Here is a 22,998-nt window from a genome sequence, read left to right on the forward strand (position 1 = left end):
GGCGCAGCAGGGGCGCGAGGTCTCAGGCCCCTAAGTATTTGCGGATGAGAGCATTGAGTTTGTCACAGCGCTGCCGCCAGACGGTCATAGAATGCGGCGGATATTCCGGGAGGGGGCGATAGTAAAGGGTCATGTCTAAGCGGGAGTGCTGGGGTTTAGGCTTGTACAAGCGCAGTTCGACTTCGATAGGTTCGTTATCTCGCTCCACGCGGGGCCGGCCTTTCTGGAACCATCGGAACAAGCCGCTACTGCTCGTGGGTTGGCTCTGATAGCCATCCGGAACACCCAAACGGAGGACGATCAGGCCGGGTTCACAAGTGACGACCACTCCGAGGAGATCGTCCATAAAGCCGCGGAGTTTGGCCGCAACCATGCGTTCGGGCATCTCGACGGTGAAGCGGTGGACCACTTCATACGGATGGGGCCGCCTCAGTTCCCGGCTATCTCCCGCCGCGGGCGGCGGCGCTTTTAGGGGGCCCCCACAATCGGGCGGCTGAGTCTCCTCCCAAATGTCCCGATCGATGGCTTTGCTGAACAGGGTGGCCAATTCCTTTGCGCTTTGGGGACGCTCATTAGGATACTTCGACAAGGTCAATTGCACGACCTCTTCAACTTCAGGGGGAATGCTGCGGATGCCTAGCTGAGCGAATCGCGGTGGGGGTTGGCGCACATGAGCCGCGAGAACTTGGGACACTTCCGAGTAGGGGAAGGGCAGGTGGCCGGTGAGCATCTCAAAGAGGATCACTCCAACGGAGTAGAGATCGCTGCGGGCATCGACGGTGTCACCCCGGATCATTTCTGGGCTGACATATGAGGGCGTACCCAAGGAGTGAATCGAGCCGTAACCTGTCAACTCCTTCGGTTGAATGAAAGGGCGCGTGGCAAAGCCAGCAAAGCCGAAGTCCATGACTTTGAGGCTTTCCTGGATCGTACCGGCGCGCTGGACCATGAGATTGGCTGGCTTGAGGTCGCGATGGATGATCCCGGCATCATGGGCATGTTGCAGGGCGTGGCAGAAACACCCTAAGAGTTTGCCGACCCGTTCCAAGTCCAAGGTGCGGTGGCGCCGCAGCAACTGTTCCAGTGTTACTCCGGGGACATACTCCATGACCAGGCAAGGTCCGAGATAGGCATCGACATCAGCTTCGTACAATTGCACGGTATAGGGATGGCAGAGGCGTGCCAGGGACTGTACCTCCGCATCGAACATTTGGCGGAACTTGGGGTGGGACGTGATGTGGGCGTGGATTTTTTTAACGACGACGGGAGGGCCGCCCTCCAATGGTTCGGCCAGAAAGACTTCCGCATTGCTCCCCTGCCCCAAGGAGCGGTGTAAGCGGTATTTCCCCAACGCGACAAGGGGGTGCGTCATTCTCGTCCTTCCACATCCGCAACAGTGCCGGAACCGACTACTGAACCATACTTTGCGGGAAATGCTCAGGCAAATAATTCCCCGCGGCTTTTTCACCAGAACCACGAAGGAATCGGCAGTTTTTGCCTGTCCTGGAAACGCTTTTGTTCGGCGCGAAAGGGCCGTTCAAACGGCAGAGGGGGACCAATGGTATTCCACCACCCCTTCCCATTTGTCGCCAGGTTTGAGAACCAGCCAGCCGGTATCCAGGCCGCGAGAGGCAAGATTGGCAGCATCGGGCACGCAGGTGTACGGCTCCAGGGCGATGGCTTGGCGATGAGGCGGAGTGAATACCACCAGTTCCCGGAAGGCCGGCGCGGCGCGAATTTCGACTTGTCCTAACGCTGCGCTATGGCTCAAACGGGCTAAGGTGCGACGCCCGTCTTTTGCTGGTGAAGAAGTCAGGTCAGTCAGAATGATGTCCATGCGGGTGTCGCCAATACTTTTTGGCTTGCGAAAATCCCATTCCGGTGGAAGAGACCGGCGTTCTCCCGTCGGCAGCAGATCATCACAGTGCCAGATTTTGCTGGCAGGAATGTGCAAAATGTGCTGGTCGATCGTGGCATCTTGGACGCCGGGTAGGCGGAAGTAGGGGTGATAACCCAAGCCGAAGGGCAGCGGTTTGCTGTCGATGTTGCTGACTGAGGCTTCGACCTGGAGGCGTTGGGCCAGGAGGCGATAGGTGACCTGGATCTTGAAGTTGGCGGGCCAGAGATGGACAACCTCCGGCATATCATCCGCCAGAATGCATTCGCCGGTGACGAAGGCGCAGTCTCGTTCGCCATTCCAGTCAGCGATGCGCCAGCGATGGCGCGGCGTGAAGCCGTGGATGGCATGCCGCCGGGTCGCATCGTTGAGCGGCAATTGATACTCCGTACCCTGGAAGGAAAAGCGGCCTTCGCGCATGCGGCCGGGAAAGGGGAACAGCACGGCGTGGCCGCTGCGGGTTGGTATCGGTTCATACTCCCAATCGGGAGCAACGTAAAAGATGTCGGCCCAATGGCCGTCTTCTTGGCGGATTTGCCAGCGGAGACAATTCAAGCCCCAATGAGGCCAGACCTCGGCCCGGAACCGGCCCCCTGTGTCGATCAATTCGTACACATCGCCGATTCGGTCGCCGGCTCGCTTCTGGCTGAGATGCACTTCGAAGCTCATGACTAGCTCCTTCGCGCTGCCATCATCATATCTACATTGTACTGTGCCAATAAATCCTGCCGCAGGGAACTTTTCCTATGCCGATTCTTTCTTCCGAAGCGTTACTGGACCTCTGCCGGACTCTTTTCGGCGCTGCCGGCGTACCAGTGGATGAAGCGGAGATTGTAGCCCGCAGTCTAGTCGAGGCCAACCTATGCGGTCATGATTCACACGGGGTGTTGCGAGTGCCCCAATACATTACCCATCTGCGTCAAGGGGTGTACCGTGTCGGCGTCCCCCTGGAGGTACTTCAGGAAACGCCAGCGGTACTAGCCGCTGACGGTCAATGGGGGTTAGGCCAAGTGCAAGCCTACCGCTTGCTGGAGCGTTTGTCCAGCAAAGCGGAGGTATTGGGGGTGGCAGCCGGAACCCTGCGGCATTGTGGCCACATTGGCCGGCTTGGAGAGTATGCCGAATGGGCGGTCCAGCGTGGTCTCGCCCTTGTCGCCGCTGTCAACTCCCACGGCGCAGGCCGGCGCGTCGCTCCTCCTGGAGGTACGGAAGGACGCATCAGCACCAATCCTATTTGCATGGGCGTACCGACTTCGAGCGAACCTGTCATTCTCGACTTCAGCACCAGTGCCGCCGCCGAAGGTAAAGTGCGGGCGTGCTTCCAGAAACAACAGGCCTGTCCGGAAGGATGGCTCATCGACCACCGCGGCCAGCCAACCACGGACCCAGCCGTACTCTACACGGAACCGCGCGGCAGCTTGGTTCCTTTTGGCGGAAGTCAAGCATACAAGGGCTTCGGCCTGGGGCTGCTCATCGATCTGCTCTGCGGCGGGCTTTCCGGCGGTTCCTGCAGCAACCCGAATTATCCGATCAACGGCGCTGGCAATACCGCCTTGTTCATTCTGCTCCAACCCCAACGGTTCGCCGGTCTAGAGCACTTCTTGCAGCAGACCGATGCTTTGACCGCTTACGTTCGCTCCTGCCCCACGGCGGCCGGCGTCTCGGCCATCACCCTTCCTGGCGATCCGGAGCGCCACACGCGCAACATACGCCTGCGCCAAGGAATACCCATTCCGGAGGGGACCTGGGACCTCATCGGTCAGACCGCACGGGAACTCGATTTACCCTGGCCCTTACCTTCTCTACGGATCGACTAGCCCCATGATGAACAACTGAACAAAAATCGATAGATTGTCAAAAAAATTTCGCCTGCGGAATTGCTCATCTCAGGTTCGACTCTGCCCTTCGTCCGCCCCCTTACCCTTCTCGCCAGAGGTATCTGCGTATCAGTTCAGTCCCCCTTCCTCCATCGCCGATATTTCCAGTGAGCATGACTGGACTTACCCAAGGCAAACATACCGCCTCAGGAGAAAGCGATGTCCCTTGTGCGTGGGAGGCATTGCCGCTACTCGGTGCTGCTCCCTCTGGAAGGAGATCGCAATACTTTAGGACAAGCGATTCAAGCCTGGCAGAATCAACAGGGTCAATCGCCGCTGGAAGTGGAGTTGATCCTGGTTACCGCTGATGTCAAGGCGGCTGTCCAAGCGCGGCAACGCTGGCCTACCGTGCATATTCTCCAGGAATCGAATGCCAATCTCAGCCGGCTGTACGATCTGGCTGCTCGGGCTGCCACGGGGGACGTTCTGATCTTCACCGAGGCCCATTGCCTCCCCGCTACCGACTTCTTGCACCGATTACAAACTGTCTGGGAGGATTTACCTTGTGCTGGGATCACAGCTCATATCCGGCCTGTTTGCCCGAACCGCTTAGCCGAGATGGATGCCCGCCTTTGGGAAGAGGGCTGGTGCAAGCTGGTGTGTACTCCCGGAGAATGGCGGCGATTCAACGTCCAGGGAACGGCCCTGCGGCGTGACATTTATTTACAACTCGGTGGACTACCTTATCAATACGATCGCTTTGCCGAAATGCTCTTTGCTGCCCAATTGCGCGATGCAGGATATACGATTGCCTATTCCAGTAAACTGATCATGCAACACATATTCCGCGGCAATCTGCGCGATTACATCTCGGACATCTTCGCCTATGTCGGCGGAGAGAACCGCTATCGCCGCGAGATCGGGCAGGCGGATCAACCTGGTCACAGCTACGTTTTTCCCTTGCCACGCGATGCTCATAAAGAGGCTTTGCTCCGGGAACTGGTACAGACTCTACTGCGAGACCTGGTCGGCCGGGGGCTTTGGCAAAGGGATGGGATCACACTGCGGTTGCTGCGATATGCCTGGCTCCTCTGGTGGAACCACGGTTATCGACTCCTCTTTCGCTATCGCTGGCAAGGGCGAGGGGCCGTCGTGCGCTGCCACCTGTGGCGCTGGCTTTCCCGTTCGCGACTGGAAGCAGCCTATCGTGAGCTTTGGCCGTCCTGGAGTCGGTTCTTACGGCTCGCCGACTTGCTCCGCGATCCACCGGTGCCGGCAGAAATGCCTCCAGAATGCCGTTTCCCAGCCGCCGCCTGGCCGGAGGAACTTCAATGCGGTCTTTACGCGCAGGAAAGAGCGGAAGGTCAAGCATTCTGCTGGACCGGTCCGCTCGCGGTATTCCGTCTTCCACCCAGCGAGTGTCCCCGCAAGATTGAACTAGAATTGCTTGCCTCCGCGGCGCCGCCGCATCTGGAGGGTATTCGCGTCTGGTACAATGGACGCCGCCTGCCATGGAAGGCTATCCACTACCAGAGGCCACGGCTGTCTCTGTTCGTTCCACCGGTATCCGCATCGCCGTGTCTTATCTTGGGCTGCCTTCCGCTCCAACCGTGGCGTTATGGTGTGGCGGATTCCCGCGAGTTGGGCCTGCCGGTCGTGACAGTGTCATTACAACGAGAAAATCCCGCGATAACGCTCGGACACTTGGCCAGAGCAGCCTGAACATTCCGAACAATTAGCGACGCGCGGCTACGCTGGGACACATTGGACCGCTTCCGGCGACGGTCATTTCTGATACCGCCTCCAGCGGCCGGTCATTTCTGATCCGGACGGGGCGGCGGGGCGACATCGAAGTCCTCCGCCGGGCGAGGCGGCGGGAGAGTTTCCGGCGCACGTTCCGCCAGCAATGCCAGATAGCGCGTCGTGTCGCGCAACGATTCGATCCGCTGGCGGTATTGGGCATCCCACGTCACAACGACAGGCAGCCAATCGATCGCATGGAGGCGTGCGACGCTGTATGCTTGCAGATAACGATGGGCTTGAATGTGTTGCATCACTTCCTGGACCGCCGCTCTTTGAGCCAGTGCAAAAACCCGTTGCAGGGCCGATCTGAGGAAGGGTTCCTGCGGATTCTGGAGGAGTTGCAGATGCCGGAGGCGTTCTTTGAGCTGGCGACACTGCTGAAGGGTCAGGCGCGGCTGGGCGGGCAGGTGCTGCTCGGCTTGCTCCAGATGATAGTCGAGGCTGCGATGGACCCAACGTTGCTCGGCTTCGATGAGGTCCTTACGGGCCGAGGCATGATACTGGGCCAGTTGCCGACGTAAGGACGCCGTGCTGCGCAAACGTTCCCATTGGTCCGGGGACAGGCGGTTGAGTTCTGCGATGCGGGCCGCAACAGCGCGGTTGAGCCAGGCTTGCCAGGCTTCCTCCACCACCGAGCGGGTCGCGGGAAGCTGCTTGGTCAATGGGGCACATTGCAGATACACCACACGAGCCGCGTGCACATCCTCGGTGCTGATTGAGTCGAAACGCTGCCGAATCCGGGATAATATCGCCTCGATCCATTGCTGCCACTGTTCTGCCAGTGGTGCGGCCAGGGAGGGAAATTCATCCTGAAGCCTTTTCAGCGTCCGAGCGTAATAATCGACAGCCTTGAGGTCTTCCAAGGCTGCCTGCTGCCATCGCTGCCGGAGTTGTTCGCGGGTGGTCCAGGCGTGATAGAGGCTGGAACCTTGAGGCCAGGCGGGGGTGAAAAGCCAAGCGGCCAGAGTCAGGATTAAGCCGAGTAGGGCGGCTGCGAGTCGTTGGAGACGAGAAAGATCCGGACGACTGACCAGAAGGGCCGGCGCTAAAAGCAGGGTACAAACAGCAGCGAGACGGAAGGAGTGAATATCCCATCCGCCCCCAGCCAGGCCGCAGCCCGCCACGGTACCGGAAGCGGCCAGGGCCATATATGTCACGCCGAGTAGCCAGCCCTGCCATCTCCTCTGCGGGGGCGGCAGAGGTGTGGTTTCACCCACGGCGAGAATCATGGAAGCTCCCCGAAAACCTGAGGCTATTTCCGCCCCGGCGTGGAAGGATCGCTAGACTTTTCCGGCTTCTTGCCCACTATCGGCTTCAATTCACGAACCCAGATATTCCGGAACTTAACGGGATTGCCATGATATTGGATGTGGATCGGCTGTTTTTCAGGATGCTTACTATACTGTGGAGGACGGTCATAAAATGTGCCACCTAATAACTCGAAATGATTGTGGACACAGATGCCATTATGAATGACTGTCACATAAGCGGGTCGGAGGACCTTACCATCGTCGGCGAAACGGGGAGCCGTGAAAATAATGTCGTATGTCTGCCATTCTCCGGGTTTGCGGCAGGCGTTGACCATGGGCGGCTGCTGCTTGTAGATAGCAGCACACTGCCCATCGAAATACGTCGGGTTATTATAGCTATCAAGGATTTGTACCTCATAACGTTGCATCAGGTAGATTCCACTATTACCCCGTCCCTGGCCGCGCCCTTCGATTTTCTCTGGAGTTGCGAATTCCACGTGGAGTTGAATATCCCCAAAAGCTTGTTTGGTGGTGATGCCACGTTTCCGGGCGATGGCATAGCCATCTCGGATTTCCCAATCTTCACCGCCGATCCATTGGGACAAGTCCTTGCCATTGAACAGAACGATGGCGTCGGAGGGGGGATCCGCATTCGTCGGTCCTGGGGTCACGACAGGCGGTTCCGGCCAAATGATGCCGCTTTTGTACTCCCGCACTTGCAAGGCATAGGTTGCCGCCGCAGTCAACATGGCGATTCCGAGCAGTACCGGAGACACGAGAATGACACATCGTCGCATAGCAGAACTCCCAAAGGGTCATAAGGAACACGAAGGACGGAGAAGTATCGCCGAGGGTTGGAGGGATTGTGCGACAGACTGGGGAAAATGGCAACGGCGAATCTTAGGTCGACGCCAGCAATTCGATGTGAGGGGCAGTTCCTTGCAGGGGTATGGTCTGGCCGATGACGGCAGCGTGCAGGTAACCGGCCGCGCGAAGCTGAGCGAGGAGGTCGTCCGTCTGATCGGGAGGCACGGCCAGAAGCAATCCCCCACAGGTCTGAGGATCAAAGAGCCAAGACGGCAAGGGAGCGGAACCATGAATCCGGCATTCCCATTTCGCGTTGTCGGCATGGAGTGTGCTGACAATTCCTTGTCGCACAGCCATCTCAAAGCCTTCCAGCAAGGGAACTCGGTGGATGAAAAGCCGTGCGGAAAGGCGTGAGGCATCGAGCATTTCCAAGAGATGCCCCGCCAATCCGAAACCGGTGATGTCGGTGCAGGCTCTCAGATTCAGTCCAGCAGCGATGCGAGCCGCGGCACGGTTGGATTGCAGGGTGTGCTGGACCAACTCTCGCCAATGGCGTGCTGGACAGGCGGATCGCATCCAGGCGGCCCAGAGAGCGCCTGTCCCCAGCGGTTTGGTTAGGACAAGATTATGCCCGACTTGCAGGGCATTTTTGCGGAACAAGGCCGAAGGCTGGGCCAAACCAGTGAGGGCAAAACCCAATGCCAGTTCAGGGCCTTCCGTCGTGTGTCCCCCCGCAAGGACAACCTCTTCGGCTGTGAAGATGCTTTGCGCCCCCGCGAGGAGTTCGTGCAGCATCTGTTCCTGGATCGGCCCACGCGCAAACGGAAGTGTCGCAATGGCCAAGGCAGCCAACGGCACCGCATTCATGGCATACAGGTCGCTCAGAGCGTGGATCGCAGCGCCTTGGCCTAACAGATAGGGATCATCCGTAAAAGCCCGGAAATAGTCCACGGTTTGCACATGGACGGGACCATCCGGCACGACTTGCAATACGGCAGCATCTTCGCCTTCGGACAGCCCCAGCAGGATGCGCGGATCGCGGGGAACCTCCAGCCGGCTGAGAACCTTGTGCAGAACATGGCCCGGCACCTTAGCGCCACACCCTCCACAACGCATCAGGGGCGATTCTTCCGTCTCTGGCACAGCAGAAGCTGCCATGGAAGCAGGCGGTTCAAAGGACATAAGCCAGCGGCGATCGATCCGCTCCTTCCAGCGGCGGACCCAGCGTCCGGAAAACGTCCACCGGCCATAGCTACCTACCGCTTGGCCGTTAGAAAGATTGAGCAGATACAAACAGCGACGCTGGGGGCGGAACGAGCGCAAGGGCCGCTTTTGGAGATAGGACAGAATGTTGTCATAAAGCACCGGTCCCTGTCGGACGGCGTACACCCCATTGTGGGGCAGCTCCGGATGGTCTAGCAGGGTGATGCAATCCCCGGCCGCGAAAAGATGGGGAAATTGCTCGACTTGCAAGGTGCTATGGACCCGGAGGAAACCCTCGGCATCCACAGGCAGCCCGCTGTTGCGAAGCAAAGGGGGAGCTACTCCAGGAGTCGCCCAGATGGCGGCGTCGCACTCCAGCTCCTGGCCGTCATCTAGGACCAGCCGCCCAGGACTTCCTCCCACAACGCGGCACTGGGTCAGAACCGTGACACCGGCTTCGGACAAACGTTGAGTAAATCTGGCAGAAGCCCAGCTAGGGAAGCGAGGCAAAAGCCGCTCATGGGCTTCCACAACGGTCAAACGAAAGCGAGGAAGATGCTCGCAGCGCCGGGCCAGAGCGGCGGACAACTCGCAACCACTCGCTCCGCCACCGACTACCACACAGTGGAATGGCCGCGGTTGTTTCTCCAGCCGCGCGATCCATGCCTCGCAGCGATCTAGCAGCCGTCCCAAGGGCCGCAGGGGAATCGAGCCTTCCCACTGCACGGGATCCACCAGAGGGCGAGACACTGAGCCGACATTCAGGGACAAGACATCAAACCGCAACGGCGGCCGATCTGGCACGTGGACGAGACGCTCCACAGGATCGATCCGCTCTGCGGCACCAACCACCAAGCGAATACCCGCCGAACGGGCGAGCCGCACCAAGTCGATGGTGATCTCTTCGCGTGCAGCTTCCCCGTTCAAACAGGCCGGTGTCATCGCCGAGTAAGGAATAGTATCCTGGGTATTGATCCAGATGACGGCAACGCCCGGTACCGGTCGCATACGCCAACGCCGGACGAACACAAGATGAGAGTTCCCAGCTCCCACCAGCACTACTGTTTTCTGGAAGACCGCCTCGCCTCTTTTCACCCTTGCACCCTCCTGGGGAGGTCCCTTGCTGGCAGTATATGCCCCAGATTCGCTCATTCCCCTACCATCCCTTTCCGTTTTCCCCACCTTTGCTTCGCTTCCCATTCCCGATGTCGCCTCCACCCCTCAACGGTTCCTCTTGCACAGCAGCGTAAGGTCTCTTATACCGCCGCAGCATCTACATCCTCGATGGGGAGGGATCACCGTGTTTGGGCGTATCGCCGTCTGTCGGGTGGGCTGGCTCTCCGCCATCCTGGCAGTGCTGGGTTGCTACCACGACAAGTACAACATGAAACCGACCTTGCGCGAAGAATACACCCTGCCTCCCCAAGAGAAACGCTTTAACGAACCGGAGATGACCCCCTATCGCAAACCGCCGCCTCCCAAAGAAGAAAAAACGCTTCTGGGCCGTCCTCCGGCGCCGATGTCCCCGGCGGGCGTAGGGGGTTTTGGACCTTGATTCCGCACATCCAAAATCATTTCCAATTGTTAGACCACCCTTGTTTTAACCTCGGACTTGACTCTTTCAGCTCGGATATTCAGGGGCCTTGCGCACCAAAATCATCCCATGCCGTCGATTTAGTAAACGAGAACCAACGAAGGGGCTACGGCTTTTTCGCGTGGGCAGCACCTGTCCGTACCTCCAAAGCCTATCGGATCCAGGAATTGCAACGGCCGATGGAATCGGCGGTTCTGTATCACTTTCCCAGGTCGTAACGATCGCGATTTCTCCACCAACATTAGCGGCTGCCTGAGACCGACAGCGCGAGAAAATGTGCTTGGAATGCCTCACGCGCATGACTAGCGGTCGAACAATGGAGATACACGAGGACGGGATGGACAGTGGGGACTTCTCTCATGCTTGGCCCTAAGCGATGGCACGCGGCGACTCGAACGAGTCTATGGATTGTAACGGTTTGGCTGGTCTGGCAATCGTCGGCCACCGGGCAGTGGCGCTGGCAAGATTGGTTTCGCCTTCCGCGGCTGGAACCCGCACGGGTGCGCTATTGGGCCGAGAAACTGCGTTCGGAGAAGGACCCGGCGTTGCGCTTGGAGGCGTTGCGGCGACTAGCTGAGGCCGACCCGCGCGTTCATGCCGATGTATTGCCGGCGCTGGTGGCGGCCCTGCGCTACGATCCTTCCCCGGCTCTTCGCCAGGCCGCGGCGGAAACCCTCGGCCAATTCCCTGTGCTCTTTGCCCAAGCCGGTCTCGCGTTGGAAGAAGCCTTGGAACAAGACCCTGTGGTCGCCGTACAGGAAGCGGCCCGGCAGGCCCTGTGGAATTACCACTTGCTCGGCTACCGCAGCAGCAAGGGTGCTGGGGGATTCGTCGGGCAAACGGAGGAACCGCCGTTGGCTCCTCAGCCTGCCGCCTTGCATCAGACACAGGCCCTATCCCCTCTTCCATCCACTCGTCGTCTGGTTTTCCCCTGGGCGTCTTCATTACCGCCGCTGCTTTCGCCTTCCTCCCGCTCGTTCTGGTCGTACCCCCTCGTCTCCAGCGAGGCTTCCTCCCCCTCTTCACCCTCCGCAGGGACCGGAGGAACACCGGAACCCCCCTTGGCACGCACGCCGCCGCCCCCGACTTGGAACATCCAACTGATGGAACCCCCCATACGAACAGTCCTGCGAGAACCCCCTCGCCTCCTGCAACCCCCACCGATAGCCGCTGCCTTACCGTCGATAGTTCCCCTTCCAGACCAGATTTTCCTCCCCCCTCTGCCCAACTCCTCCAGCCCCGAGCCGCCGTTGGCTTCACCGACTCCTACGCCACGCCAATGACTCCAGAAATGGAATCTACCAGGAAACGGTGTGGCAACAGTGTGCCGTGCCGTCCCCCAAGCCGCCCTGTTCTCCCCTCAACTGACATCGTCGGCCTTACGCAGCGCTTGACTCTCCCCTTCTAACTCTGGCATCCGCGGTCCGAGCAGGGACTTGCCCTTTCCAAACGACCAGCGAATGGTTACAATTCATCATCTCCGGCGATGCTCTTTTCGTGAGGGGCAGGCTCTCGCGTGATCCGCCGGCACGCGGCAAGGGCCAGCCGGATGATAGATATTGATGGTAGCTGCGGATAACAGACCGCGACTGTTGGAACCTGCCGCTCCGCTAACGGGGTGCCGGTTGAGTCACATCACGGACCGTAAAGGGGTATAGAAGATAAGGGGTTCCAACAGCCCGGTTCGGGCGAGTGAGGTATCCACAGGGAAAGCGACGAGGAAGCCATGGCCGTCACTATTGCTGAGCCGATGATCGATTTGCGGGCACTGCTCCTGGAACGGGAGGAGTTCGAGGGAGGAATGGTCAGCCGCCTGCGCGACGGATTGGCCCAAGGAAGCACTCAGATCCGCGTGCTGAAAGACATTGCGGACACCTTGCAAAAACGGCTGGTGACTGCCGCTGCTCCTCAACAGAAGAAGTTGCACCTGAAACTCGGAATCGTCCACTACTACCTCGGCCACATGCGCCAGGCCATCGAGCATTTGAACAAAACCGAAGGACCGCTGGCTTTCTACTATCTCGGCCTGGCCCATTTGTTCCTGGCCCAGGCGCAAAGCTATAGCGATGAGCCGGATACGATCGATCATCTGGATGCGGCGTTCAAGGCCTTCGATCGGGCAGAAAAGGTCGGCTACGCAGCTCAGCAAGCCCAGTTGCAAAAAGCTGGAGTGCTGCGCCTCCAAGGGCGAATCGGAGAAGCCAAGGCGATCCTGGCCCGACTCAAAGATGCAGCCGCCCACAACGCCGAGTATTACTTCCAAGAGGGGGCCATTGCCGAGGTGGAAGGGGATCGGGCGCGCGCAGCTCGCGCTTACGAACGGGCTGTCGAACTGGACCCCCGTCATGCAGGTGCCCTATTCCGCCTCGGTTGGATTCATGACCAGCAAGGCAACGATGAAGATGCCATCGCTTGCTACGAACGCTGCCTGAAGTATCCCCCCATCGGCAAAGGTGTTCTCTACAACCTGGGCATCCTCTACGAGGACAACGAGAAGTACGACAAAGCGGTGGCATGCTTCCGCCAACTTTACAAAATGGATCCGCGTGATCCGCGCGCCAAGCTCTTCCTCAAGGACGCGGAAGCCTCCCAGTCCATGTACTTCAGCCCGGAGGAGGACCAGCTGAGCCAGCAGTTCCGCCAAGTGCTAGAAATTCCCGTCACCGACTTCGAGCTGTCCGTGCGTGCCCGCAATTGCCTCAAACGCCTCAATATCAAGACCTTGGGCGATCTGACCCGCGTCACCGAGGCCCAACTCCTCGCCAGCAAAAACTTCGGGGAAACCTCTTTGCAAGAAATTCGCCAGATCATGGCCAGCAAGGGATTGCGGATCGGCCAATCCCTTGAACAGGGACAACAGTATGACCCCCGCCACCGCACCCCCCAGCAATATCTCACCCCAGAGGAACAGGCCATCCTCAACAAACCCGTGACCGAACTCAATCTTTCCGTCCGCGATCGCAAATGCATGAACCGCTTGGGCATTACCACCTTGGGCGAGTTGATCCAGCGCAGTGCGGACGAATTGCTCGAAGCCAAAAACTTCGGCCAGACTTCCCTCAAAGAAGTCCGCGAAAAACTCGCTCAATACAACCTCAAACTCCGCGGCGACTGACCCAGCATGACCAATCTGCGGACATCTGAGCCGCCCATAGCATCCTTAGTGGCCCCCTTCCCTCTCCCATCAGACCTCCTAAATGGAGAGGCAAAACGCAGCTAACAGCTCCTCATCATCGTTACCCTCGCTATTCAAGTTAGAGAGTTCAACATATTATGGCTAAAGTAAAGATCAACTCCTATTTGATGCTAAACATGAATTTTGTCTCCATTTTCTTCTGAGAGCAAAACTAAACCTTCGATTTAGGAAAAAAGTTTCTATTTCGAGATTGACGGGCCTGACTGGGCGAGTTACCATCAGCATGGTGTATTTAGACCCCAAGATTGACACCTTCACTTCACAAGGAGTCGCCCATGATCGCCCGTCCTTTGTTTGGTAGCATGCTGCTCGTCGGTTACCTCGCTGCCTCCGCCTATGCTTCCCCCTAACATTCACCTTCACCGGTGCATCTGGGAACGTCCCCAGCATCGTCCAAACTCAGGGAGGTACCACTCTTACGGCCATTCCTGTGGTTGGCCCATTCTCACCGATAACAATAACCAATACGTACATAACCCAAGACAGTGTCTTAGGTCTCGGTGTTACATGGGACGGAACTTTTCCCCTCTTTATACCATTTATTGGAATAATCAACATTCCAATCTCCGACACAGACCCGCAAATCGACAATCTCGGTGCCAACGAAGCCATCCAGTTTACCTTCAGTGGGAATGGTCCTTGGCGGTTGGACAGTGTTACTTTTTCTGCAACTACAAACTTTCTCGACATACTCCTTGGTACCGCAAATGAATCCTTTGCCTTAAGCGTCAACGGCAATCCCATCAACGTCTCCGCGTTTAATCCCTTTGGCGCGAATGGTTCTTTCACAATCAATCTCATCAGCAGTATTCCCGATACTGAGCGTACAGGAACGCAGTTTGTGATCTCCCCCGCGGGAACATTGGATGACTTTCGTATCGTGTCGCTTCAGGTCACCGAAGTGCCGGAGCCAGCGACACTTGGAGTTTTGGGCATCGCATTGACCGGGTTGGGAGTTTATCGCCGTCTGGTTCGGCGCCGCCGGTAAACGATGGGCAAGCTACCCATCATAAGACTGCGAATACCACTTCTTCACCTGCATGCTGTTGATCTCCTCGTCCTGAATCCTCCCATTACCCCCTCTCCTCCAAGGGTGAGCGGGGCGGCGGGAGTTTTTACAATGACTCCATGAGCATTCAGTTTCGAGTGGAAAGGACGGACGGAGCAGCCCGTGCCGGACGGCTTCTGACTCCGCATGGACCCGTCGAAACACCGGTGTTCATGCCGGTGGGAACCCAGGCGACGATCAAGGGACTGACACCAGAGCAGGTCCGAACGCTCGGGGCCTCGCTGATTCTGGCCAACACTTATCATTTGGCCCTGCGTCCTGGAGATGCCCTAATCCGTGATCTGGGAGGTTTACACCGCTTCATGCACTGGGATGGACCCATCCTAACCGATTCCGGCGGATTCCAGGTTTTCAGCCTGGCAACGCTCGTGCACATCAGCGATGTTGGGGCCACCTTCCGCAGCCATATTGACGGTGCGATTCTGGAACTCACTCCTGAGCGTGCGGTGGAGATTCAGGAAAACCTCGGCTCGGACATTGCGATGGTACTGGACGAATGTCCTCCAGCCGACGCCAATCGTGAGCAACTCCAGCAAGCGGTCCGGCGTACCATCGCTTGGGCGGAACGCTGCCAAAAACGGCATCAAAGCCGGGAGCAAGCGCTTTTCGCCATCGTGCAGGGAGGGTTGGACCAGGAATTGCGCCGGCAATGTGCTGAGGCTCTCGTCGCCATGGATTTCCCCGGCTACGCATTGGGAGGCTTTAGCGTCGGCGAGACAGCGGCGCAAATGCAGGCAGCCTTGCCGGAGTGCGCCTCCCTGCTCCCCCACGACAAGCCGCGTTATCTCATGGGGGTGGGCCGTCCCGAGGACCTACTCGCTGGCATTGCTGCGGGCATCGATATGTTCGATTGTGTTCTGCCCACTCGCAATGGGCGCAATGCCCAAGCCTTCACCAGCACTGGCGTCCTGCGCCTGCGTAATGCCTGCCATCGTCGAGACCCCGCACCTCTGGATAGCGCCTGCAATTGCTACTGCTGCCAGCACTTCTCCCGCGCCTACCTCCATCATCTCTTTGCTGCCGAGGAAATGCTCGGCCCGATCCTGCTGAGCTTGCACAATCTCGCCTTCTATCTACGGTTGATGCGCCAGGCCCGCGAAGCCATTTTCGGCGGTACTTTTGCGGCATTTCACGCCCGCTGCCTACGCCAATGGGGACACTCCCACGATCCGAAACCTTGAATGATCATCCGCGGCAAAATCGAGATGCTGGAATTCACTGTTGCGATCCAGTCGTTCATCGGCCTCTCACGACCGTGCTCCTGATGTTGAAATGTCATGCATCTGTCACGCCCTTGAACAGGACCTGCGCCCTGTGGAGCAATCGCGAGAATTGTAGGGGGAAGTATCGAGAGGGCATCATACAGGGCAAGGATAAAGATACCAAACCGTAGGTGGGCGCTGCAGGACTCGAACCTGCGACACCTCCCGTGTAAGGGGAGTGCTCTACCGCTGAGCTAAGCGCCCGCAAGGAATGCGGCCATCGATGGCAGCGGGTGGATCCTTGCTCTGGCTTCCTTCACTACGGCTTCTAACCTTCGCCGCTCATGGAAGCCCCTTCACCAGCGATGGAAGGAACCGCCGATTGCTGGCCAACCCCTCGACCCATCAGTTCTTCACGCTTGGCGGCTCCTGAATTCCATGTCATTCTAAGGCATGGGTTCCATGGGTAACGGCAGCCCCTGCCCGCAGAGCAGCAGCAACCAACACCGCTTCGCTGATTTCCGCGTCGGTGCACCCTAACTGCCGGGCCTGTTTTCTGTGGTACTCGATACAATAGGGGCACTGCGTAGTCATGGCGACGGCCAAGGCCATCAACTCCTTGTATTTGGCCGGAATGGCACCGTCCTTCATTGCGGCACTGGTGAAGGATTCATAGGCGGCGTAGGCTTCGGGGGCAGCCTGCCGTATCACCTTCAACTTTTTCAACTGTTGCATGTCGTACATGTGGTCATCCTCCGGCGGCATTAGGGGGCAGGTGCGTGCAGGTCACGGAGCAAACCCTGGATATACCGGGCCGCATTGAGTAACATGCGGATGCGACGGCGGATGTCCAGATGCTGGGGTTCGTGATCCGGAATCTTTTCCAATTCTGCAAACAGGGCAGCAAGCTGTTCAATCACCTGGTCCTGCCGACGACGGAAGTCTGCCTCCAAGTCCGCCAGGGCTTGAGGATTATGACGGACCTGTTCCAGTTGCTCGCGACATTCTAACATCTCGGCAAGGAACTCAGGCGGTATCTGTTTGTGCTCTTCCGCAGACGGCCCACCGTAAAGATTCAACAGGTAATCCGCCCGGCGAAACGGATCGCGCAAGGTGGCGTAGGCTGCATTGAGAGCCGCAGACAATGCCAAACTGGCTGCCTGTTCTGCCGGCGTCGCCGTGGTGTGGAAGTCCGGATGGACAGCTCGCGAACGGAGCAAATAGGCTTGTTCCAGGGCACGTAGGTCCAGAGCATAACGTCGCGGTAAGCCCAACAACTCGAAGTGATCGCTCATACGCTAGCCCCCACGCCGGTGCAAACAACATCCGGAAAAAAGCAAACGCCGGCTACGCCGGCGTCCGGCACCAAGGTGGATGAAAGAGATAGTTCCTCCGCCGACTTTAAGGCGAGCGGTTGTTTCACCACACGTGGCTGCTTGGCCGAGGTCCGTCGATGTGGCACCGGACTGGTCACATGCTATAGGAGCTTCCGCAGCCGCACGTGCTCTTGGCGTTGGGATTGTGGATGGTGAATCCTTTCTTGTTCAGGTCCACATGGTAATCAACCACCGCTCCGGCCAAGTAGAGCATAGAGCGCTTATCAACGACGACATCTACACCGTAGAATTCAAACTTGTGGTCCAGCTTTTCGTCGTATTTGGTATCGAGATCGAGCTTGTTCTGAAAGCCGCTGCATCCTCCTCCCTGGACCCGCACCCGCAGGTACAGCTTGGTGCCCGGCTCGATTTGGCCAGCGGCTTCCATCTCCGCGATGACGCGTTTGACCTCCTCAGCAGCCTTTTCCGTGACCGTGATGGTCGGCGCCGGCGGAGCGTCTTTCAAGCCCAGATTGGCAGCAGAAGCTGTTGTCGCCATCGGTTACGTTCCTTTCTCTTTCAGTCAAGGATCAAGAACTCGCGGAAGTAATACTATCCCATTATACCTCCCAGTCGGACCGTGCAGCGTTTCCCTCCTGCTATCACCTCAGCTTTGGGAGACGGTCAGGACCGGGGTCGAGGGTGCACGAGAATCCAAGGGCGTATCGGGGCTATCGTGGCCATTGTTGGCAATATTCTGATTCTTTTGTTTGTCCATGTAGTTGCGGATGGCGGCTTTGATCGCATCCTCGGCCAATACGGAGCAATGGACTTTCACCGGGGGCAAGGCTAACTCTTCCACGATCTGGGTGTTCTTGATCGCCATGGCTTCCTCGAGGGTCTTCCCCTTAAGCCACTCGGTCGCCAAGCTGCTAGACGCGATAGCCGAGCCACAACCGAAAGTCTTGAAGCGGGCGTCCTCGATGATGCCGGTTTGCGGATTCACCTTGATTTGCAACTTCATCACGTCCCCGCATTCCGGCGCACCGACCAAACCCGTCCCAACGTTTGGGTCGGAAGCGTCAAAACTCCCCACGTTCCGCGGGTTGTTGTAGTGGTCGAGAATCTTATTGCTATACGGCATAGCATCCCTCCTTGCACAGTATCATAGGAAGTCTTTTGAGGTCAACGTATGTTTCCCTTTCCCAAGTTTCCTTTCTCAATTCAGGGTGAATTCTCAATTCAGGGTGAATGCAGGCCAGGCTTTGGGCACAACCCCGTCATTCTCAGTGAGCTGCCCATTCGATTTTCTTCAAGTCGATCCCCTGTTGTACCATTTCGTAGAGGGGGGACATCTCCCGCAGGCGGTTGACTTCGCGAATCACCAGTTGGATGACATAGTCCACTTCTTCCTCGGTGTTGAAGCGGCCAAGGCCAAAGCGGATGCTGGAGTGGGCTAGCTCATCCCCAACCCCCAAGGCCCGCAGGACATAGCTCGGTTCGAGACTGGCACTGGTGCACGCGGAACCGGAGGAGACCGCCACCTCCTTGATCCCCATCATCAGCCCCTCTCCTTCCACATAGGCGAAGCTGATATTGAGGTTATTGGGCAAGCGTTCGGTCGGGTGGCCATTCAGGTAGGTATCGCTGAGGTTGTCCATGATACCTTTACGGAGGCGTTCGCGCAGTTGCCGCAGGCGCTCGCTTTCCTGGGGCATCAATTCGCGGCACAAGTCACAGGCTTTGGCGAAACCGACGATGAGGGGAACAGCGAGGGTCCCGGACCGCATGCCGCGCTCGTGCCCGCCGCCGTCGATGATCGGTTCCAGGCGCACACGAGGATTCTTTTTGCGAACATACAGGGCGCCAATCCCCTTGGGACCGTACATCTTGTGGGCTGTCATGCTGAGCAGGTCGATACCCATCTCCTCGACATCGATGGGAATTTTGCCCACAGCCTGGACCGCGTCGGTGTGGAAAAGAACGCCTTTCTCCTTACAAATCGCGCCGATCTGCTTGATCGGTTGCAAGGTGCCGATCTCGTTATTGGCGGCCATGATCGTGACCAGAATGGTCTGGTCCGTGATCGCTTCGCGCACCTGTTCGGGATGGACCTGGCCATAGCGGTCCACAGGAAGCCACGTGATTTTGTACCCCTCCCGTTCGAGCCGTTTGCAAGTGTCGATGACCGCCTTGTGCTCCGTCGCCTGGGTAATGATGTGATTCCCTTTTTTCTTATACATAGCGGCAACGCCCTTGATAGCGAGATTGTCGCTTTCGGTCGCCCCGCTGGTGAAGATGATCTCCTTGGCCGTGGCACCAATCAGAGCGGCAATCCGCTCACGGGCCTCTTCCACGGCGCTTTCGGCTTCCCAGCCGAACACATGGCTGCGGCTGGCCGCGTTGCCGTATTTCTCCGTAAAGTAGGGCAACATTGCTTCCACGACCCGCGGATCGACACGAGTCGTCGAGTTGTTATCCATGTAAATCGGGGTCTTTACCGCCATAATCTCGTACTCCTTTCCTGAGGTGTTTGGCCATTTCGGGTTCTGTCAGGCTCTTGGCATTTCTTCTCCACCTCGGTGCGGATAAGTCGGCTAGTTTTCGCCTGTCCTTCCCGTTCTTCCCTTGGGTACCTGTCCTGATGGGGTTCGTCACAGGACAGCATCCGCCGCCAAAGCGGGCATCTCCAGCACGGGTAGGGACCGGGCGGGCACCACGTGGACCGAGCAGCCGTGCCCCTCGAACAAATCTGCCAGAGTAACGCCGCGCAACACATCTAACAGTCGCTGATGCACCTCAGCCAACGGCCCCTGAAGGGTGCAGCAATGGGTGAATTCGCACACTTCTGGGTGAGGAGTATTCCCACTGCATAGCGTTAGGCGCCAGCCATCCTCCAATGCCTCGATCACCTCCGCCAGAGTGATCTGCCGGGCGGGTCGGGCCAGGGCGTAACCCCCTTTGACTCCCCGCTGGCTGACGACAAAGCCGTGATGGCCCAATTCCTTGAGGATATTGGCCGTGAATGAACGGCTCAAACCAAAGCGCTCCGCAATACCACGGGCCGTCCCCGTTTGGCGGTATAGATACGACAGAATCAGGAGGGCATAATCCACCTTGCGACTGAAGAGTGTCATGGTTCTTCCCTCCTGCTTTCTGCCGCGACTTTACCCCAACAATCCTCCAAGGCTTCCCGACGAAGGAAATCGTACTGCTTCAATCCCATTTATAGGCCCCTAATGGCATCTGGCAAGTGCGATTTTATTTTTCTGCGGAATTTGGGGACAAAACTTGATGGGCGGTCGGGGTTTACAAGACAGCACACCTGCGGGTATGTTCGGCTCCCATCGGGAACGAAGTGGAACGCATCCTCTGGAAATTCGAGGCGATTCCGGAGGTGACTCCGCCACTGTCTCGGAGATGGCAGGTCGGATCTTTTCCAGCGGCCGGCCATATTTGGGCGAGAGGGTCATAACATGCTCCAGCAAGCGGTTACGCCGGAAGTGAGCTTGGTGATTCCCGCCTACAATGAGTCGGCGGTGATCGTGCAAGCCGTGCGCGAAGCAGAAGCTGCTTTATCAGAGCGGTGTACCCGCTACGAGATCATCGTGGTCGATGACGGAAGCAACGACGGCACCACCGAGAAGCTCGCCGAGTTATCGGGGAAGATTCATCACCTGCGTGTCATCCGGCATCGGAGCAATCGCGGTTATGGGGCGGCTCTGGCTAGTGGTTTCCGGGCAGCTCGTTGTCCTTGGGTCGCCTTCACCGACGCCGATTGCCAATTCGACCTGCGGGAGTTGTTTCATCTTCTGGAGCAGTGCGAAGAGGGGGTGATTGTGGTCGGCCGGCGGGTTGGGCGGAAGGACCCCTGGTTACGGCGCTTTCTATCGTGGGGTTACAATCGCCTGGTGCGGTTCTGCTTCGGACTGCCGGTGCGGGATGTGGATTGTGCCTTGAAGGTTTATCCCCGGCCGATCTTGCGCCGACTGCTGCCGCGATCGCCTGGTTACTTCGTGAACACGGAGATGCTGGTTCGGGCATTCCGCCAGGGTTGGCGCATCCGGGAAGTTCCGGTCTCGCATCGCCCGCGAGCTGGTGGGGTCAGTAAAGTGGGCTTGCGGGAAGTTCCGCGGACTGCTCTCACTCTGTTCCGTTTCTGGTGGCGGGATTGGAAGCGCCGTTGGCGGCAGCAGAGGGTGTTTCACCGGACGGAGCAGGTTCGGCCGGGACTTCTGCAGGTCTGGTCAGGCCGTCTGCCTGGGCCACTTCCGCGTACAGCCGCAGGGCCATGGCCAACGCTTCGGAGCGGGTATGGATCTCGCCATCCCATTGGGCCTGGCGCACCGCCTCCAAAAGCCGCCGGATGACGGGGCCTTGGGGAATACCCAACGCCAGCAAATCACCCCCTCGGAGTAGCGGCGGGGGGTCCAACCATTCTCGCGGGCTTTCACGCAGCAGCCGTTCGCAGTACTCCACGGCATCAAGGTGTTCTCCACCGTTTGCCAGCGCCTCGGCCCGATGCAAAGCCAATAATTCTTCCGCTCCGGGATGCACCAGCAAGGGGCGCCAACGATGCGGTTTCTGCTGGGGGGCTGCAAACAAAGCGGATTGATGGGCGATGAGCCAGACGATCCGATCCTTCTCCGCATTGGCCAGCCGCAAGCGTTGGGCAATCGCCTGCGCTCGGCAGGCTCCCCGTTGCTCGTGGCCTTCCCAGGACTGGACAGTTGGCACTTCCTGAGCCAATTCAGGTTTGCCAATGTCGTGCAACAGAGCCGCCATGGCCAAGGGAAAAGAGGCCTCCTCCGGCAAGTGATCCACCACCGAAACGGTATGATCCCAGATGGTGGCACCAGCCGCTGCCTGCCCCTGGGAAGCGGATAGAGATGTGTTCGGTCCAACGGCCGTCAGACGATGCGGGTATGAGAATGTCGGCACCAGTTCTGGAAAGAGCGGCGGGATCAGTTCCAACTCTCGCAGCAGGCGCACGCTTTGCCCCCGGCTTTTGTGGCGGAGCATCTTGCGCAATTCCTCGGCGATGCGCTCCGGGGATACGACTGTGATCTGGGCCGCCATAGCCTTGGCAGCAGCGAGCGTCTCAGCATCGATAGTCAGTTGATAACGAGCCGCGAGTCGGACAGCACGCAGGAGGCGAAGTTTATCCTCGGCGAAACGCTCCCAAGGATTGCCGATGGCGCGCAACCGCCGGGCCTCCAGATCCGCCTGACCTCCCACATAATCGATCAACACGCCGCGAACTGGATCATAAAACATCCCATTGATGGTGAAATCCCGCCGCAGAGCATCTTCCTGCGGACTGGAGAAAGTGACGGCATCCGGGCGGCGGCCATCGCTATATCCCAAATCGCTGCGGAAGGTAGCCACCTCGACGGTCAGCCACTGTCCATCCGGCCCGCGCGGTCCTATGACCTGCACCACACCGAACGCCGCCCCGATTTCGTTACGCCGGGGAAACAGAGCCATGATCTGTTCGGGCCGGGCATCCGTGGCCACATCGTAGTCCTTAGGGTCTAAACCCAGTAACTGATCGCGAACGCACCCCCCCGCCCAGTAAGCGATGAAACCCGCTTGCTGCAATCGCTGGACTACTTTCAGGGCAAAATCGCGCGCCGTCATGACTCCGCCTGCGCTAGCCTACCGCCATGCCGCCATGGCTTCATCCATTCTAAAAGAGTGAGTTCCTGAACCGAAACCCGCGGAACAGAGCATCACAAAAACCGGGCACTGGGTACTATAGTGAACAAGGGGTGGCTCCGACCGACCACCCCTCGTCCTGGATTCGTTTTAGGCCAACAATTTTATCGGCTGATGCACTGGACA

Annotated in this window: 19 protein-coding genes, 1 tRNA gene and 1 pseudogene; 8 read left to right on the forward strand and 13 right to left on the reverse strand. The window is 58.4% G+C overall.

Features of this window, described 5'->3' with window-relative positions; translation table 11 throughout:
• Positions 1 to 22: 22 nt before the first annotated feature.
• Positions 23 to 1,372 (reverse strand): serine/threonine protein kinase, encoded by a 1,350-nt coding sequence (locus tag H0921_RS06625; protein ID WP_194537272.1) that lies wholly within the window; start codon positions 1,370 to 1,372, stop codon positions 23 to 25.
• Positions 1,373 to 1,537: 165 nt separating this feature from the next.
• On the reverse strand, positions 1,538 to 2,566 hold the full coding sequence (locus H0921_RS06630; RefSeq protein WP_194537273.1) for an aldose 1-epimerase: 1,029 nt from the start codon (positions 2,564 to 2,566) through the stop codon (positions 1,538 to 1,540).
• Positions 2,567 to 2,643: 77 nt separating this feature from the next.
• Here H0921_RS06630 and H0921_RS06635 point away from each other — a divergent pair, with 77 nt between their 5' ends.
• Both H0921_RS06635 and H0921_RS06640 read left to right on the forward strand, forming a co-directional pair.
• The gene (locus H0921_RS06635) at positions 2,644 to 3,714 is read left to right on the forward strand and encodes an Ldh family oxidoreductase (protein WP_194537274.1); all 1,071 of its coding nucleotides are present in this window, start codon (positions 2,644 to 2,646) and stop codon (positions 3,712 to 3,714) included.
• Between the two features lie 219 nt (positions 3,715 to 3,933).
• Positions 3,934 to 5,436, forward strand: coding sequence for a glycosyltransferase (locus tag H0921_RS06640; RefSeq protein WP_194537275.1), 1,503 nt, complete (start codon positions 3,934 to 3,936; stop codon positions 5,434 to 5,436).
• A 92-nt stretch (positions 5,437 to 5,528) separates the two neighbouring features.
• Here the strand turns inward: H0921_RS06640 and H0921_RS06645 are convergent, their stop codons facing one another.
• The 3 genes from H0921_RS06645 to selD all read right to left on the reverse strand — a co-directional run bounded on the left by H0921_RS06645 (position 5,529) and on the right by selD (position 9,872).
• Positions 5,529 to 6,746 carry a hypothetical protein gene (locus H0921_RS06645; protein WP_194537276.1) on the reverse strand — a complete coding sequence of 406 codons (1,218 nt, stop codon included), beginning with the start codon at positions 6,744 to 6,746 and terminating at the stop codon, positions 5,529 to 5,531.
• Positions 6,747 to 6,769: 23 nt separating this feature from the next.
• Positions 6,770 to 7,564: a 3-keto-disaccharide hydrolase gene (locus tag H0921_RS06650; RefSeq protein WP_194537277.1), complete on the reverse strand. Its 795-nt coding sequence runs from the start codon at positions 7,562 to 7,564 to the stop codon at positions 6,770 to 6,772.
• 103 nt (positions 7,565 to 7,667) lie between these two features.
• Positions 7,668 to 9,872 (reverse strand): selenide, water dikinase SelD, encoded by a 2,205-nt coding sequence (selD, locus tag H0921_RS06655; protein WP_194537278.1) that lies wholly within the window; start codon positions 9,870 to 9,872, stop codon positions 7,668 to 7,670.
• Between the two features lie 205 nt (positions 9,873 to 10,077).
• Between selD and H0921_RS06660 the strand changes: the two genes are divergently transcribed.
• The 5 genes from H0921_RS06660 to tgt all read left to right on the forward strand — a co-directional run bounded on the left by H0921_RS06660 (position 10,078) and on the right by tgt (position 15,817).
• Complete coding sequence (locus H0921_RS06660; RefSeq protein WP_194537279.1) at positions 10,078 to 10,332, forward strand: hypothetical protein; 255 nt, start codon at positions 10,078 to 10,080, stop codon at positions 10,330 to 10,332.
• A 398-nt stretch (positions 10,333 to 10,730) separates the two neighbouring features.
• Entirely contained in the window at positions 10,731 to 11,654 is a 924-nt protein-coding gene (locus H0921_RS06665) for a HEAT repeat domain-containing protein (RefSeq protein WP_194537280.1), read from the forward strand.
• Positions 11,655 to 12,097: 443 nt separating this feature from the next.
• The gene (locus tag H0921_RS06670) at positions 12,098 to 13,486 is read left to right on the forward strand and encodes a DNA-directed RNA polymerase subunit alpha C-terminal domain-containing protein (RefSeq protein ID WP_228499133.1); all 1,389 of its coding nucleotides are present in this window, start codon (positions 12,098 to 12,100) and stop codon (positions 13,484 to 13,486) included.
• A gap of 511 nt (positions 13,487 to 13,997) precedes the next feature.
• On the forward strand, positions 13,998 to 14,555 hold the full coding sequence (locus tag H0921_RS18305) for a PEP-CTERM sorting domain-containing protein (RefSeq protein WP_194537281.1): 558 nt from the start codon (positions 13,998 to 14,000) through the stop codon (positions 14,553 to 14,555).
• A gap of 140 nt (positions 14,556 to 14,695) precedes the next feature.
• Positions 14,696 to 15,817 carry a tRNA guanosine(34) transglycosylase Tgt gene (gene tgt / locus H0921_RS06680; protein WP_194537282.1) on the forward strand — a complete coding sequence of 374 codons (1,122 nt, stop codon included), beginning with the start codon at positions 14,696 to 14,698 and terminating at the stop codon, positions 15,815 to 15,817.
• Positions 15,818 to 16,030: 213 nt separating this feature from the next.
• Here the strand turns inward: tgt and H0921_RS06685 are convergent.
• From H0921_RS06685 to H0921_RS06715, 7 genes are all read right to left on the reverse strand, one after another.
• Positions 16,031 to 16,102 (reverse strand) — tRNA-Val (locus H0921_RS06685).
• Positions 16,103 to 16,279: 177 nt separating this feature from the next.
• A complete protein-coding gene (locus tag H0921_RS06690) occupies positions 16,280 to 16,582 on the reverse strand; it encodes a carboxymuconolactone decarboxylase family protein (RefSeq protein WP_194537283.1) in 303 nt (100 codons plus the stop codon).
• A 20-nt stretch (positions 16,583 to 16,602) separates the two neighbouring features.
• Positions 16,603 to 17,133 carry a Fe-S protein assembly co-chaperone HscB gene (gene hscB, locus H0921_RS06695; protein ID WP_194537284.1) on the reverse strand — a complete coding sequence of 177 codons (531 nt, stop codon included), beginning with the start codon at positions 17,131 to 17,133 and terminating at the stop codon, positions 16,603 to 16,605.
• A 175-nt stretch (positions 17,134 to 17,308) separates the two neighbouring features.
• Positions 17,309 to 17,713 (reverse strand): HesB/IscA family protein, encoded by a 405-nt coding sequence (locus tag H0921_RS06700; protein WP_194537285.1) that lies wholly within the window; start codon positions 17,711 to 17,713, stop codon positions 17,309 to 17,311.
• A gap of 108 nt (positions 17,714 to 17,821) precedes the next feature.
• On the reverse strand, positions 17,822 to 18,298 hold the full coding sequence (iscU, locus tag H0921_RS06705; protein ID WP_194537286.1) for a Fe-S cluster assembly scaffold IscU: 477 nt from the start codon (positions 18,296 to 18,298) through the stop codon (positions 17,822 to 17,824).
• 142 nt (positions 18,299 to 18,440) lie between these two features.
• A complete protein-coding gene (locus H0921_RS06710; RefSeq protein WP_194537287.1) occupies positions 18,441 to 19,661 on the reverse strand; it encodes an IscS subfamily cysteine desulfurase in 1,221 nt (406 codons plus the stop codon).
• Positions 19,662 to 19,808: 147 nt separating this feature from the next.
• Entirely contained in the window at positions 19,809 to 20,291 is a 483-nt protein-coding gene (locus H0921_RS06715) for an RrF2 family transcriptional regulator (RefSeq protein WP_194537288.1), read from the reverse strand.
• Between the two features lie 339 nt (positions 20,292 to 20,630).
• On the opposite strand from H0921_RS06715, the pseudogene H0921_RS18495 reads away from it, so the two are divergent.
• Positions 20,631 to 21,134: pseudogene (locus H0921_RS18495) on the forward strand (glycosyltransferase family 2 protein); the annotation flags it as partial.
• A 163-nt stretch (positions 21,135 to 21,297) separates the two neighbouring features.
• Here H0921_RS18495 and H0921_RS06720 read toward each other — a convergent pair.
• Entirely contained in the window at positions 21,298 to 22,794 is a 1,497-nt protein-coding gene (locus H0921_RS06720; protein WP_194537289.1) for a CCA tRNA nucleotidyltransferase, read from the reverse strand.
• Positions 22,795 to 22,998: the final 204 nt, after the last annotated feature.

Source organism: Thermogemmata fonticola, assembly GCF_013694095.1.
Classification (GTDB): Bacteria; Planctomycetota; Planctomycetia; order Gemmatales; family Gemmataceae; genus Thermogemmata; species Thermogemmata fonticola.